Raw genomic sequence first — 14,353 nt, 5'->3', positions numbered from 1 at the left:
AGCAAATAGCCTCCGGTGCAAATTAACCTTTGCTGACCGGAGGCTTTTATATGCTATTTTACCGGAACAGTGATCTCCAGCTCGGGAATGTACAGCTTCTGTCCATCCTTCCAAATGGTAGGCTTAATGGTGATGCGGGCCGGCATAGTCTCAAACGGTTCATAATTAAAAGTGTAGGATAATAAATTGCCTTCGCCCGTCCCGCCTTCGCCGCCGAGTCCCCTAACTTCCCGCCCTTGCTCATCTGAAAGTTCAAAATAGACCGGGAAGTGACCATTCACCTTATATTTGTCCGGAATGTTTGCTTCTATAGCCGTAATGTGCTCCCCTGCTTCTCCTTGTAATTCTACAGTCAGCTGAGTTGAAGTAGTGCTTACCTCCAGCCGTTTAATCATCAGATTAATGTGATCATGAGTTTTCAGGATATCCGGTGTAAGAACGACGCCCTCCGATACTTGGCGGGTTACGGGGAACTCAAAAATGAACGGGTCGGCAAACCCGGGAAGATAGACAGACATTTTGAAATCAAAGGTGCCCGGAAGCTGCAAATTCCCTGAATTTAGAGTTGTAATAATGACAGAATCGGAGGCCTCCTGCCCGCCGGGTGCAATTCCCACTCCCGTATTAACATGCTCTCCGTTTACATAAAAATCCATGGGACGGTTAATAAGGCTGCCCGTCTCTGGATCAGGGATAGCCCATGTATCTGAAAAAGACTTGTGCGCATACACGCCCTTCGACCGGGTCAGCACCAGCGACAGACGGCTTCCGTCATACATTTGTTCTGATACGGTTAGCGTCATCCCGTCCTGTGTAACGGTCTGCTCAACATTTGTGGTTAACCCTGCTTCGTTTGCTTTACGCAGCCCGGCATCTCCTGCAAGCTGGAATACGCTTGACATGAATGGTAACTGCTTCAAGGTCTCTGCCATGGCCGGGGAGATGAATCCCAGGCTAATCAGGAGCACCAGCCCTCCGGCCACAGATGCTGCACTGATCATCACCCGGGACACCCACCGGGGCATTCTTTTGCGTCTGAGCGTCTCCTGATGCTCTGAATCCGCCTCCAAGCCGACCTCATCCTTGTCACTGATGATCCGGTACGTCTCCTCCATACGCAGATGCACAAGCTCCGGCAGTTCAGGAAGAGTCTCTTCCTGAAGGTCTGTCAGCCTGCTCTCCAACCGCTGCTGGCTCATCCGTTCACCTTCCTTTCTACAGGTTGCTCCAGGGATTGCTGTAACGTCTTACGGGTGCGGTGCAGCCTGGTCTTGACGGCACTCTCTGACAGCTCAAGCAGCCCGGCAATCTCTTGCACGGTTAACCCCTGATAATAATGCAGCTTAACAATGGTTCTTGATATCTCTTCGAGCCTGCCAATGGCCTGGCGCAGATCCATCTCTTCTACGGACGAAGATATGGCTTGTACGCTCTCCGGCGGATTGGGCATGACGACTACCCTCTCCCGTTTGCGCAGAATCAAGTTGCATTCGTTGATCAGAATCCGAAACAGCCATGTGTTGAAATAAGCCGCTTCTTTCAGTCCTGAGATGGCTTTAAAAGCTTTCAGTACAGTCTCTTGCATCGCATCTGCACAATCCTCGTCACTCCTGACCATGGACTTGGCCATACTGTACATCCGCCGCTCCTGACTCTTCACCAGTTGGATGAAGACCTCGCTGTCACCCGCCTGGGCACGCCTGACCAGATCCTCTTGTCCGTTATTCAAATATGATTGCCCCCCTTCTTCCGGGAAGCTGCCGCATCCCCATTCAGTGCTTTCTTCTATATGCTCTTTAGATGAAGCACAGGCCGATAAGGTTACATCGGCACGGTGATTTTTTATTTTTACTGCGTAAACAGCCAAAGAGCAGGCCCCATATAACCGGGAAACCTGCTCTTTATTGTTTCATCTCTTGTAGTGAAGAACGTTACATATCCAGCGATCTAGGCTGATCGTCCCCGGCCGCCGGACGGAACGGCCACCAGTTGGCCCGGCCGAACATGCGCACCATGACCGGCACGAAGAACGGCAGGAAGACCAGTGCATACAGCGCCAGACCGGACAATACAACCGTGGCAATTTGCATCATCGACAGTACCCCGGAAGGGTACATTGAGGCGAAGGTACCGCCAAGAATCACTACAGCCGAGAGAATCACTGTCCCCATATTGCGCATGGCGTGTAAGATAGCTTCACGCACATCCCAGGTTTTGTTCTCATTGAAGCGGTCCATCAGGAAGATGCTGTAATCAACCCCGAGGGCAATCAGCATGACGAAGCTGAAGAACGGCGTCGTCCAGGTGATTCCCGAATAGTTCAGCAGATGCACGAAGATCGCTTCCGTGATGCCCAGCGCCGTAAAGTAAGTGATTAACAATGAGGCAATGATGTAGAGCGGCATAATCATAGAACGGAACAGCACCACCAGGATGATGAAAATACCGCTTAGCATCAGAATTACTGTTCGCGTGTAATCTTCATTGGAGATCGTCTGCAAATCATTGTAGGTGCTGGTCACGCCGCTCATGGCCGTTTCCGCGTTCTCCAGCTTGGTGCCGGCAACAGCACGGTTCACCGCTGCCTGAATCTGTCCGACACTGTCAATAGCCTTCGCGCTGTATGGATTCCCGGCGAAGACCACATCCAGGGTCATGACCTTGCGGTTCCCGGACAGATAGGTATCGAATACCTGCTGCATGCCCTTGGCCTTGAGCGCCTCTGCCGGAACCAGGAACCCGCTTAGCTCATCATCCTTGGCATCCTGAATCTGCTTGAGATAATCCTGCGCCGAGCTTAAGCCTCCGGTGATTTGTCCCAGACCGTCCGCACTTTGCGTCAGTCCGTCCGTCAGCTGTCCAAGCTGGCCCGTAAGCTCGCCGAACCCGTCGGCAAGCTGCTTCTGCCCGCCCTGGATCTGGGTAAGCCCGGTGGTAATCGCCGGAAGCTTGCCGACAATCTGCCCTTGGCCGTCAGCCGCCTGCTTCAGCCCGGACTGCAGCTTGCCGATACCGGCTACCAGCTGATCCAGCCCCTTCGCCAGCGCAGCCTGCCCTGCTGCTGCTTTGGAATACCCTGCATTGGCCTCTGTCAATCCGGCCGCCGCCCCGCTCAGCTGGGCCGAGATCTGGCCCAGTCCTCCTGCAAGTCCGGCAGCTCCCGTACCACTCTGCGTAACGGTACCTTTGATCGTCTGGTAATTCACATCCTGGAGCAGCTCCGGATAGACGGCTTCCAGTCCGGTGAATGAAGCGCCCAGACCGTTAAGCGCATCTGCCACGCCTTGAAGCTGTGTCTGCAGGCCGCTAAGTCCTCCGTTCAGCGCGGTCAGGCCGCTGCCGATCTTCTTGTAACCTTCAAGCAGCGCGGCATTGGCCTGCGCCAGCTGCTTTGCACTGCCTGCCGCCTGCGCCAGGCCCGCTCTGATCTCTCCCGCTCCGGCCCCGCCGCTGCGGATGCCCTCTTCGATCCGCACCAAGCCGTCGCCCAGCGCGTCAATGCCTTTTTTCAGCTCAGCCGTTCCTTCCGTCAGCTTCGCGCTTCCCGAGGCCGCCTCCGCAAGCTTGGGCTCATTGTCCTTCAGCTGCTTGCTTGCTTCGCTCAGCCCGCTCTGGATCTTGGTTAACCCTTCACTGCTCTGATCCAGACCGTCCGCCAGCGTAGCCACCTGAGTAGGAATCAGGAAGTCATTAATCTGCTCCCCGGTAGGGCGGGACATGCTGCGCACAGCCTTAACGCCATCCACCTTTTCCAGCTCGCGGCTGATCTTCTCGGCAAGTCCCATGTATTCAGCAGTGTCCATCCGGTCGTCATTCTTGATGACAATTTTGCCCGGCATGGATTCACCCGGTCCGAAGCTCTCAGATATAATATTGAACCCTTTGACCGAGGCGTAGTTCGGCCCGATCTCATCCATGCTGTTGAAGCTCAGCTTCCCGCTGTAGGTAAGCAGGAACGGTGCCACAACCGCAGCCACGATCAGCAGCGCAGCCCAAGGTCTCTTCAGCGAGAACGAACCGGCTGCTCCCCAGATCCGGCTCTCACTGTGCTCCAGCTTGCCGCGGGAGGGCCAGAACAGCTTTTGCCCCAAGACCGCCATGAAGAACGGCACCACCGTCACCAGTGCAAGCAGCATCACCGCTATGCCGACAGCCACAGCCACCGCCGAACGGTAGAGCATGAACTTGGACAAGCCGATTGCCACAAAGCCGACGAAGACTGCCAGCCCTGAATAGAACACCGTTCCACCGGCCTTCCGGTAAGTGGCGATGATCGCGCTGTGCGTATCCTCCGACTGCACCAGCTCCTCCTTGAAGCGGCTGATCAGCAGGATACAGTAATCGGTCCCGATCCCGAACATGACAGCGACCATGAAAATCTGGGTGAACGTCGACAGCGGAAAGTCAAAGCGGTCCACCAGGAACGCGACAATCGACTGGGACACGATATAACTCAGCCCCACTGTCAGCAGCGGCACAAACGGAGCCACGAACGAACGGAACACCACGAACAGAATCAGCAGAATGAACACGACTGTGATGTATTCCGACTTTTTCAGACCGGCTTCCGAGCTGGCAATCGTATCCTCCGTAATCAGCCCTTCACTGGTCATATAATGCTCCGTTGTGACGTTACTTAGCAGCTCGGCGGCCTTACCCGGCAGCTCCTTGACCGCCTCTTCTCCGCCCTGGACCGACAATGCGACCATAATCGTCTTGCCGTCCTCCGCAATCAGCGTATCCTTCAACTCAGGCTGTGAGAAAGGGTCAGTAATTGCACTGATCTTAAGGGAAGCCTTGTTCCCGGCCAGCTGCTCCACACCCTGCTTGATACTCTCGGTGTCTGCAGCCGCCAGCCCCTCCGGCTTATGGAATACCAGGGCCACCTGATGCACGGTCTCCCCGTCCTTGGCCGCAGCAACCTCCTTCATAATCTCCGCAGCGCGCGAAGAGGTGTAGCCAGCTGGAACAGCAATCTGTCCCTTCTCCCGCACCAGATCGGACATCCCGGGAGCCGTGAGGAATAACACTGCCGCCACAGACACCCACACCGCGATAACCGCCCATCTTGCCTTCAAAATCGTTCTCAATTGCTTCTCCCTCCTGTATCCTGCATCAGAAATGCCAGCTTCTCAAACATCACAACAAAATGCTCAATATCCTTATCATCGAAATGGAACAGATACGGGGAGATCAGCTCATGCATCTGCTTCTGAGAGGTCTCATACACATCCTTCCCCCGCTCCGTCATCGTCAGGTACACCTGCCTGCGGTCATTCTCATCCCGGGTCCGCTGAATCATGCCCGCTTCATCCAGCCGGTTGATGATGGCCGTAATCGAGCTTTTGCCGACCGCAACAGCCTCAGCCAGATAGGTGGAGGTGCACTTCTCCTGCCCGCCAATCAGCCTGAGAATGCGGAATTGATCCGAGGTCAGGCCTTCTCCAAAAATATCCCGGAGCCGCGAGTTGATCTGCCTGGTAACGACCATATAAGCCTCTACGTAGCGGTTAATCCATTGCTCTGCATCTTTTCTCAAAGCCGGTTCCTCCTTCTGTCCTTATAGTTCACGTATCGAACAGTTTCACAGTAAAACTATATTGTCCTTTTCATTAGAAGTCAACCGGTTTTCATGAATTTATGCGGACGCAAAAAACCACCCGGCACGTAATGTGCAGAGTGGCTGATCTCCTAAATTATACCTATTTGCGTTCCCCGATGCCGCCAGGCCCACTTAGTCCTCGTCCTCCGTCTCTTCCACCTCATAGACACAACGGAACATTTCGATTCCGGCAGCGTTCTCGCCCAGGCTGTACACCATGAAGCCCAGACTACGGTAAAAGTCAGCGGCGATCTCGTCCTCCGTCTCCGCTACCAGATAACGCGGCTGCCGAGTGGTCACCAGCTCAAGAATCATGCCGCGCGCGTACCCTTTGCCCCGGTTCTCCGGGAGCACTGCGATATGACGGATGTCGAGCGAGCCGTCCTCCGTCTCTTCAAATCCGGTGAGTCCGAGCAGCAGCCCGTCCTCTTCCCAGCCACATAGCTGCATGGCCGCCTGCTCCCTGTATTCTGCCGAAGTGCGCTCCAGCGCCTCCGGATCATCTATCACCGCATAAGTCAGCAGTTCGTTCACCTGCGGTGTGCCGACCAGCGGCTTCACATCTATCAACATGAGTCTCATCCTCCTAAAATTATACCTGAACAGAAATTATACCTGCCCCGGGTGCCTCCGCTATCCCCGCACCAGCCGCAGCAGCGCATACCCTGTCCACACACCCAGCAGGTTAAGCAGCAGATCATCGATATCCAGGCTCCCGACATGCAGCAGCATCTGCAGCAGCTCCAGAACCATAATGCCCAGTGCAGACAGAAGCGTCAGCCGGATCAAAGAGCGGTAGCCGGTGACCACCAGCGGAAGCAGAATGCCAAAAGGCGCGAATACTGCCACATTCCCCAAAAGATTCACCAGTCTGCTGGCATACGATAATCCATTCGTCATATCAAAGTATAAACGCACTGTCCGCAGCGGTTCAAGATTGTAACGAAGCGGTCCGTCCAGCTGAACCGTCCGTCCGAATCCGATGAACATCCAGTACAGCAGCATTCCGCTATACGCGATCAGGAGCAGCCAGGCCAGGAAGCGGCGTCCGGGCGGAAGCACCTGCTTGGCTGTAGAAGCCTTCCCTTTCCGGCGGCCTGCATTCGGCTTAGCGATCCTGGCCACCTTCAATAATTTCAATTGTGCCGTCGCTCTTGCCGAGGATAGCCAGATCGGCAATCCCGATGAAGAGTCCGTGCTCGACGACTCCCGGAATACGCTGGAGGGCAAGCGCCAGCTCCGCCGCCGATTCAATGGCTTCAAACCGGCAGTCGGCAATATAATTGCCGTTATCCGTCTTGTACAGGTCTTCTCCGCTACGCCGCAGTTCCGTCTTGCAGCCCAGCTTAGCGAGCGCGGCGACCGTCCACTCCCAGGCGAACGGCACAATCTCCACCGGCAACGGGAACTTCCCGAGCGTGGTCACCGCCTTGCTCTCATCGGCCACAACGATCATGCGTGCGCTGCCCATGGCGACAATCTTTTCCCGCAAAAGCGCACCGCCCCCGCCCTTAATCAGCTGCAGCGCCCCGTCGAGTTCATCCGCCCCGTCAATCGTCAGGTCGAGGCTGTCCACATCACTGAACGCTACCAGCGGGATGCCCAGTTCGCGGGCCTGATCCTCAGACGCCTGTGAGGTAGCTACAGCCGTAATTTGCAGGCCTTCGCTCACCCGCTCACCCAGCTTGCGGATAGCCCAGTAAGCAGTAGAGCCTGTTCCCAGGCCTACCTTCATACCGTCCTGCACATATTCGACTGCCTTCTCCGCTGCCAGCTGTTTCACATTGATACTCATTTTATTCCCTCCATGTTATCCGTTATAATGAACGAAGTGGATACGGCCATGCCGCCCACAAGGAACGCTTATCCTTACCAATCAGCCTGACACCAATCACCTACCAGGAGGAATCTGCATGAGAACCGAGAACCAAATCCAATCCAAAATCAACGAATTGACGCTCCAGCGCAGATCTCTGGAGTCGCGTCTGGTCCCACTGCCGGAAGGTGACTCACAGCGGACCCTGCTGGACGCCCAGCTGGCCCGGATTGACGATATGATTCTAATGCTGGAATGGGTACTGAATGCACCGGCAGGCAAGTATCACGCCTGAATCCCGGGTAACGCACTCCTTCACTTCTTCTCTAGGGTCTCCAGCGGCTGTTCAGCTATAATTCCCCAGCATGTCCTCATACAGCCCGGCATTCTCATGCTCGAAGCAGATGAAATCGATCTGCCGCAGCGGGAGCTCTGCCGGGTTCTTCGCGCGGACATAATGAATCACGGATTCCAGCGCTGTTGTGCAGGCCAGATCCTTCGGGAAGCTGTAAACGCCTGTGCTGATATTCGGAAAAGCCAGGCTCTTCACCCCATGGGCGCAGGCCAGATCAAGGCTGCTCTTATAGCATCTCGCCAACACAGCAGCTTCACCCGCCGTGCCGCCTTTCCAGATCGGCCCCACCGTATGTATCACTCCGCGAAAAGGAAGCCGGCCCGCACCGGTAAGCGCAGCTTCGCCGGGAAGGATGCCGCCCTGCTTCCGGCGGATTACCGCGCATTCTTCAGCAATTTCCGGCCCCCCGGCCCGGTGGATAGCCCCGTCCACTCCCCCGCCTCCATATAGGCCGGAATTCGAAGCATTGACGATCATCTCGCCTTGCCAGGAGGTAATATCGCCCTCTTGTACCGACAGGACTACATCATTAACGTTGATCTGCATAGCCGGCCTCCTCCTTCGCCGCCGTCTCCAGCGCCTGGATCAGTTCCTTCTCGCCCCTGCGGGCAGCCTTCCCCGAAAAAGAAACAGGCACAAGCCGCCCGCCCTGCAATGCAGCCTGACGGAGAATGCCCAGCATATAATTCTGCGCATCGGATAACGCCAGCTCGCCCGTACCGGCAGCAACCCTGCATAGGGCGCGGGTCGTTCCCGCCTCTGACTCCGGCAGGTCCTCTTCCCCGCGCGCATACACCGTGAACTGAAACAGCGGCACCGCTTCCGGCAGCTCGCCGTCCGCAGAGAACCTCTGATTATACACCGAATACATCAGATTCCCGGTATGCGTTCTGGAAGCATCGGTCTCTTGCTCCGCAAGGATTCTGCTGTTCTGGTAGGCAATAATTCCGGCCGTGACCAGCAGAAACAGCACCGCTCCCGCAATTAAAGTATACATTCCTGTCACCAGCCCATCGCCTGTAATGAACAATACCGCTTCTATAGTATCATGGACAGAAGTAGCCGTGAATGGTCCTATCGTGTAAAAACATTTTTTTGGCGCCGATTCCATAAAGTTATTTTGAGATATTCAAATTAACAGTTGAAACTTGGCGTAGCATGTCTCATAATGAAGTGGAGCCTGCTGTTTTGTCAATCCATACGAAATCAAGGGAGGATACCTGGAAATGAAATTTTTCTTGGATACCGGAAATATTGAGGAAATCAAACGTATTACCCGCCTCGGATTAGTGGATGGCGTAACGACGAACCCGTCGCTGATCGCCAAGGAAGGCAGATTGTTTAAGGACGTAATCAAAGAGATCGTAGCTATTGTTCCCGGTCCTGTAAGCGCTGAGGTCATCGGTCTTACAGCTGAGGAGATGCTTAAGGAAGCCTACGAGATCGCTGAATGGGCTCCGAACGTGGTCATCAAGCTGCCTATGACCGAAGATGGTCTGGAAGCTTGCTATGAACTGACCAAAAAAGGCATCAAAACCAACGTAACCCTCGTATTCTCCGCTGCTCAAGGCCTCATGGCCGCCAAGGCAGGAGCTACTTATATCAGTCCGTTCGTCGGACGTCTGGATGATATCGGCGTGGACGGCATGAAGCTGATCAAGGATCTGAAGACGATTCTGACCAACTACGACCTGAAATCCGAGATCATCGCCGCCAGTATCCGCAACATTGCCCATGTGGAGCAAGCTGCCATCGCCGGTGCCCACATCGCTACCATCCCTGGATCACTCCTGCCGTCGCTCTGGAAGCACCCGCTCACAGACAATGGTATCGAGCGCTTCCTGAAGGACTGGGAGAAGGTACCACAGGTTTAAAACAACAAAGCATACCGTTCAAGCCCCCTTCCGCCTAGCGGAGCGGGGCTTTTTTGGTGCTGTGCGGGAAGATCACACGCGGCAAAACATCTAAATTAAGAAACGATTTTCCAACTAATGAGGCGTCATGGTGATGCTGCCTCATGCAGAGCGGGCACCGCTCCTCCTTGACCCAATTTACTTGTTATGCTTATAATTGTTATAACAAGTATTTATGAAGGAGCCACTAATTTATGACCCGAACCTCTCCGCAGCAATTTCTCGGCTTTCTGATGGGCTCGGCCCACCGGAGAATCTCAGCCGGCTTCGCCCGGTCGCTGAAGCCCTATGATATTACGCCCGAGCAATGGTCTGTCCTGCTGATGATCTGTGACCAGAGCGGAATCAACCAGAAGGAAGTTGCCGTTGCCGCCGCCAAAGACCAGCCGACCACCGCCCGGATTGCCCAGCTCCTCATCAAAAAAGGATTCGTTACCAAAACAACCAACCCGGAGGACCGCAGGGCATTCCAGCTCTACGCCACCGCAGAGGGGCGGGCGCTCATCGAGAACACTATGGAACTGGAGCAACAGACCATCGATAAGGCAGTAGCCGGGCTGCAGCCGCAGCAGCTTGAAGACCTCCGCAGCATGCTGGAGCAGATCTATCACAACACTGGCAATATACATCAGGAATAGGAGTCTACCCACTTGAATCATTCATCTGAACGTCTATGGACCACATCTTTCATTACACTAACCTTATGCAATCTTCTGTTGTTCATCGGATTGCAGATGACTTTATCCACCCTTCCCGCTTATGCGGAAGGGACGTTGCATGCTTCAGCCGTGCAGGTCAGCCTGGTGACCAGCCTGTTCGCTTTCAGTGCCATTGCCTCCCGCCTCTTCTCGGCCAGAGCCATGGAGAAGGGCGGACGCAACCTGCTGATCTTCCTCGGCCTGGCAATTGCCCTCTGTGCAGTAGCCGGATATTACTTCGCAGGCAGCATCTTCACTCTGCTGCTGTTCCGCATGCTGTTCGGCATAGGCTTCGGCATGGCCAGTACCGCGTTCCCGACCATGGCCTCCGATGTCATTCCCATCCGCCGGATGGGCGAGGGCATGGGCTACTTCGGATTATCCACCAGTCTCGCCATGTCGGCAGGTCCGCTGATCGGACTCAGCCTGCTGCAGGGGCCGGGCTTCGATTCCCTGCTCCTGGGGACGGCTGTCGTGCTTGCGCTCATCCTGCCCATGGGCTTCCGCCTGGTGAAGTCGCTGCCTGGCGGACACAAGGAGCCGCCCGCGGCGCCTGCCGCCCCCGGAAGCGGGCCTTACCGCAGGCTGCTGCTTCCCTGCCTGCTGAACTTCCTCTTATCCATCTCATACGGCGGCCTGCTGGGCTTCCTGGCGCTCTACGGGCAAGAGAAGCATCTCCAGCATATCGCTTACTTCTTCCTGTTCAATGCCGTAGCCATCGTCGTAATCCGGCCGCTGTCCGGCAGAATCTATGACCGCTTCGGTGCGGCTGCCCTGCTGATCCCCGGAAGCCTCTTCATCATCGCAGGCCTGCTGCTGCTGTCCTTCGCCTCCACAACGGCAGGGTTGTTCCCGGCCGCCCTATGCTACGGCTTCGGCTTCGGTTCCATGCAGCCTGCCCTCCAGACCTGGATGATCCAGTCTGTCGAGCCGCGCCAGCGCGGGTTAGCCAACGGCATGTTCCTGAACTCCCTGGACCTCGGCGTCGCCATCGGCTCCATGCTGCTTGGTGCGGTCGCCATGTTCACCAGCTATGCCGTGATGTACCGGTATTCCGTACTGGCACCTGTGCTGCTGCTCGCTGTCTATCTTATCGTACTCGTAACCCGGCAGAACAGTAAGCGAAAGGCTGCTCTACAGGGGTAGCAGGAAGCTACATTTCTGTGGAATCAAGTGGAAACGGCCTTGCCGTCCTTTTGAAGGACAGTACCGTTTCAGCGAGAAATAGAAGGATAATTTATAGAGTAAAACATATAAACTCTTATATTTGGACAAAAATTCAGACCGTGTGCCTGCTTGCGAACACAATGTATGCTGTTCTTGACATACATTCAGACCATGTGCCTGCTTGCGAACACAATGTATGCCGTTTTTGACATACATTCGGGCCGTGTGCCTGCTTGCGAGCACAATGTATGCTGTTTTTCACATACATTCAGACCATGTGCCTGCTTGCGAACACAATGTATGCTGTTTTTGACATACTTTTGATCCAACACACACCTATTCACTGTATTAGGAAACTATAGTTTCCTAATACAAGAACAAAACCGCCTCGCGTCAACACGCACAGGCGGTTTTGTATTTTCTGTCCAGCCACTGCTTACTTCTCCTGCGTACCCGCCGTAACCGTATCGCGTACCGCCGCAGGCAGGAACGGGCTCGGCTGTCCGAGGCTGTAGATATGAAGCAGATGCATGGCCCGGGTGCAGGCTGTATAGAACAGCTTGCGCTCATGTTCCCGCCCGTATTTCTCAGCGGAGCCGTCATAGATGATTACAGCATCGAACTCGACGCCCTTGGCGAGATATGCCGGAAGCACCAGCGTCCCTTTTTGAAAATTAGGCGTCTCCTTCGTGACCAGCCGCACCGGCAGCCGCTTCTCCAGTTCCCGATGCACCTGTGCGCTCTCTTCTGCTGTCTTGCAGATCACGGCCACATAATGATAACCCTCTGCATGAAGCTTCAGCACATCCTGCTCCACAGAGGTGAATAGGTCCGCTTCACTGTCCACCACCGTCAGCAGCGGCTCCTCTCCCCGGCGGTTAAAGGGTACGATCTTCTCCCCTCCGGGAATCATCGCCCGTGTGAACTCCACAATCTCGTAAGTAGAGCGGTAGCTGCGGGTCAAGGAGATTACCTCGGTGTTCTCTTCGCCGTAGATGCTCACCAGCCCCGCCAGATCTCCCAGCACCTCGCCTTGGGCATAGATCGCCTGGTTCAGGTCGCCCAGCACGGTCATTTTGGCCCGGGGAAACAGACGGCGCATGAATTCCAGCTGGAACGGCGAGTAATCCTGCACTTCATCGATAATGACATGACGGATCAGCGTATTCGTCCGGAAGCCCTGGCTAAGCTCCTTCAAATACAGGAAGGGAGTCGCATCTTCATAAGCCAGCTCATTCTCCCTGATCGCAGCCAGCGTCTGTCCGCAGATCTCATCCCACGCTTCAGGCAGCGTCTCGCCGGTATCCAGACTCTCTATCAGCCCGCGGCCTTCGAACAAGCGGCTGTACAACGCCTTCACATCCACGAAGCGTCCGCGCTTGGTCCAGCCGCGCAGCGGTTTGAGGCGCTGGCTGACGACGTAGCGGGCGAGCAGGATTCGCTCCGCCTCATAATCATCGAAGCTGTCGTTATGCCCTCCGCCCTTGCGGCGCATCTGGTTGTAGGCCCGCTGATAATCGCTGTTGTCCATCAGCTCAATCTGCTCGTCTACCCATGCCGCGGTCCGCTCTTCTACACCGAACGCAGCGATTCGCTTCAGCAACCACCCTGTCATCAACTCAATCCGGTTCGCCAGCTTGATGCCCGGGTCGTAGCTGTAGAACTGGCGCTCCATCTCTTCCTTAGAGACAACGGCCCGCCCCTGGAAGATCAGCGGCTTGAACAGCATGCCTTCATGCTCCAGCAGATTCACATACTGCCGGATGGCGCTAAGGAAGGCCACCGATGATTTATAGGCAATGCCTGCGCGGCGGATGGAGGCTTCCTCCCCGTCCGGTGTATTCAGCAGACTCTCCGTCTGGCTGAACACATCCTCCAGCTGAAATTCCTGGCCCAGCCGGTGTTCCAGATACATCTGGAAGGTCGTCTGCTGCATATTCTCTTCCCCCAGCTCCGGCAGCACAGTGGATACATAGCTGTTGAACAAGGGATTAGGCGAGAAGAGGAGCATCTGGTCCGCCTGAAGCACCTCACGGTACTTGTAGAGCAGATAGGCTACCCGCTGGAGCGCCGCTGAAGTCTTGCCGCTGCCGGCGGCTCCCTGCACCACCAGCATCCGGCTCCGGTCATTGCGGATAACCGCGTTCTGCTCCTTCTGGATGGTGGCTACGATGGATTTCATCCGGTCATCTGCACTGTGGCTCAGCACCTGCTGCAGCAGCTCATCGCCGATGGTGACGCCCGTGTCGAACATAACTTCAATCTCACCGTTGTCAATGACGAACTGACGCTTCAGCTCCATCGTTCCTGTAATCTGGCCGCCCGGCGTCTCATAGGAGGCAGGCCCCGGAGCCCCGTCATAATAGAGACTGGAGATAGGTGCACGCCAGTCATAGATCAGGAAGGTTCCGTTATCCTCCATCAGGGAGCCGATGCCCAGATAGATTCTGTCAGCCGCCTCATCCCCCGCCTCCGAGAAGTCGATCCGGCCAAAATAAGGGGATACGACCAGCTTTTTATATTTTTTGAGCGCTTTGCTGGATTGCAGATGATGGCGTTCGCGTTCGTTCAGGATCTGTGCCTGCTGCCGCAGACTGGTTGAAGTCTCCCCCAGGTCGTCGGGGCTGCTGAAGTTCACGGTCACTTCTTCCCAGAAGTCTTTGCGCATATCCACGACATCCGTGCGGTGGAGACCCAGCTCCTCAGACAGCATCCGGATATGGGCAGACAGCAGCCTGGTGATGCCGTTGACCCGCTCCTGCTCCTTTTGCCACTCGTGATCATGTTTATCCAATTCATTTC

At 55.5% G+C, this 14,353-nt stretch carries 14 protein-coding genes; 4 read left to right on the top strand and 10 right to left on the bottom strand.

The genetic code is table 11. The features are described from left to right. Positions 1-53: 53 nt before the first annotated feature. The 7 genes from MHH28_RS03925 to rpiA all read right to left on the bottom strand — a co-directional run bounded on the left by MHH28_RS03925 (position 54) and on the right by rpiA (position 7,391). The gene (locus tag MHH28_RS03925) at positions 54-1,199 is read right to left on the bottom strand and encodes a DUF4179 domain-containing protein (RefSeq protein WP_405112067.1); all 1,146 of its coding nucleotides are present in this window, start codon (positions 1,197-1,199) and stop codon (positions 54-56) included. Beyond that, entirely contained in the window at positions 1,196-1,729 is a 534-nt protein-coding gene (locus tag MHH28_RS03920) for a sigma-70 family RNA polymerase sigma factor (RefSeq protein ID WP_405112064.1), read from the bottom strand. The genes MHH28_RS03925 and MHH28_RS03920 overlap by 4 nt, the downstream gene beginning before the upstream one ends. A 202-nt stretch (positions 1,730-1,931) precedes the next feature. Beyond that, complete coding sequence (locus tag MHH28_RS03915; RefSeq protein ID WP_405112061.1) at positions 1,932-5,090, bottom strand: MMPL family transporter; 3,159 nt, start codon at positions 5,088-5,090, stop codon at positions 1,932-1,934. After that, positions 5,087-5,539, bottom strand: coding sequence for a MarR family winged helix-turn-helix transcriptional regulator (locus MHH28_RS03910; protein ID WP_405112058.1), 453 nt, complete (start codon positions 5,537-5,539; stop codon positions 5,087-5,089). Before MHH28_RS03910 ends, MHH28_RS03915 begins: the two co-directional genes overlap by 4 nt. A 195-nt stretch (positions 5,540-5,734) precedes the next feature. Next, positions 5,735-6,175, bottom strand: a complete 441-nt coding sequence (locus MHH28_RS03905) for a GNAT family N-acetyltransferase (RefSeq protein ID WP_405112055.1) — start codon at positions 6,173-6,175, stop codon at positions 5,735-5,737. 60 nt (positions 6,176-6,235) lie between these two features. After that, on the bottom strand, positions 6,236-6,742 hold the full coding sequence (locus tag MHH28_RS03900) for a VanZ family protein (protein ID WP_405112052.1): 507 nt from the start codon (positions 6,740-6,742) through the stop codon (positions 6,236-6,238). After that, positions 6,711-7,391 carry a ribose-5-phosphate isomerase RpiA gene (gene rpiA / locus MHH28_RS03895; RefSeq protein WP_405116828.1) on the bottom strand — a complete coding sequence of 227 codons (681 nt, stop codon included), beginning with the start codon at positions 7,389-7,391 and terminating at the stop codon, positions 6,711-6,713. The genes MHH28_RS03900 and rpiA overlap by 32 nt, the downstream gene beginning before the upstream one ends. Before the next feature lie 124 nt (positions 7,392-7,515). Here rpiA and MHH28_RS03890 point away from each other — a divergent pair, with 124 nt between their 5' ends. Beyond that, complete coding sequence (locus MHH28_RS03890) at positions 7,516-7,713, top strand: hypothetical protein (RefSeq protein WP_405112050.1); 198 nt, start codon at positions 7,516-7,518, stop codon at positions 7,711-7,713. A gap of 51 nt (positions 7,714-7,764) precedes the next feature. Here the strand turns inward: MHH28_RS03890 and MHH28_RS03885 are convergent, their stop codons facing one another. Both MHH28_RS03885 and MHH28_RS03880 read right to left on the bottom strand, forming a co-directional pair. Then, on the bottom strand, positions 7,765-8,319 hold the full coding sequence (locus MHH28_RS03885) for a macro domain-containing protein (RefSeq protein ID WP_405112047.1): 555 nt from the start codon (positions 8,317-8,319) through the stop codon (positions 7,765-7,767). Beyond that, on the bottom strand, positions 8,303-8,770 hold the full coding sequence (locus MHH28_RS03880) for a hypothetical protein (protein WP_405112044.1): 468 nt from the start codon (positions 8,768-8,770) through the stop codon (positions 8,303-8,305). Before MHH28_RS03880 ends, MHH28_RS03885 begins: the two co-directional genes overlap by 17 nt. Positions 8,771-8,999: 229 nt before the next feature. Here MHH28_RS03880 and fsa point away from each other — a divergent pair, with 229 nt between their 5' ends. From fsa to MHH28_RS03865, 3 genes are all read left to right on the top strand, one after another. After that, positions 9,000-9,647, top strand: coding sequence for a fructose-6-phosphate aldolase (gene fsa, locus MHH28_RS03875; protein WP_036694437.1), 648 nt, complete (start codon positions 9,000-9,002; stop codon positions 9,645-9,647). Between the two features lie 233 nt (positions 9,648-9,880). Then, the gene (locus MHH28_RS03870; RefSeq protein WP_405112041.1) at positions 9,881-10,324 is read left to right on the top strand and encodes a MarR family winged helix-turn-helix transcriptional regulator; all 444 of its coding nucleotides are present in this window, start codon (positions 9,881-9,883) and stop codon (positions 10,322-10,324) included. 12 nt (positions 10,325-10,336) lie between these two features. Beyond that, a complete protein-coding gene (locus tag MHH28_RS03865; RefSeq protein ID WP_405112038.1) occupies positions 10,337-11,530 on the top strand; it encodes an MFS transporter in 1,194 nt (397 codons plus the stop codon). 457 nt (positions 11,531-11,987) lie between these two features. On the opposite strand, the gene helD is transcribed toward MHH28_RS03865, so the two are convergent. Next, a complete protein-coding gene (gene helD, locus MHH28_RS03860; RefSeq protein ID WP_405112035.1) occupies positions 11,988-14,345 on the bottom strand; it encodes an RNA polymerase recycling motor HelD in 2,358 nt (785 codons plus the stop codon). Positions 14,346-14,353: the final 8 nt, after the last annotated feature.

This window comes from Paenibacillus sp. FSL K6-1217 (genome assembly GCF_045040735.1).
Taxonomy (GTDB): Bacteria; Bacillota; Bacilli; order Paenibacillales; family Paenibacillaceae; genus Paenibacillus_AQ.
The sequence above is the reverse complement of the archived record's forward strand: the minus strand, read 5'-3'. Positions and strand labels throughout refer to the sequence as shown.

Coding starts and splice junctions, on each gene's coding strand:
- MHH28_RS03925 (WP_405112067.1), bottom strand. CDS start 1,199: ATGAGCCAGCAGCGGTTGGAGAGCAGGCTGACAGACCTTCAGGAAGAG.
- MHH28_RS03905 (WP_405112055.1), bottom strand. CDS start 6,175: ATGTTGATAGATGTGAAGCCGCTGGTCGGCACACCGCAGGTGAACGAA.
- MHH28_RS03890 (WP_405112050.1), top strand. CDS start 7,516: ATGAGAACCGAGAACCAAATCCAATCCAAAATCAACGAATTGACGCTC.
- MHH28_RS03885 (WP_405112047.1), bottom strand. CDS start 8,319: ATGCAGATCAACGTTAATGATGTAGTCCTGTCGGTACAAGAGGGCGAT.
- MHH28_RS03880 (WP_405112044.1), bottom strand. CDS start 8,770: ATGTATACTTTAATTGCGGGAGCGGTGCTGTTTCTGCTGGTCACGGCC.
- fsa (WP_036694437.1), top strand. CDS start 9,000: ATGAAATTTTTCTTGGATACCGGAAATATTGAGGAAATCAAACGTATT.
- MHH28_RS03870 (WP_405112041.1), top strand. CDS start 9,881: ATGACCCGAACCTCTCCGCAGCAATTTCTCGGCTTTCTGATGGGCTCG.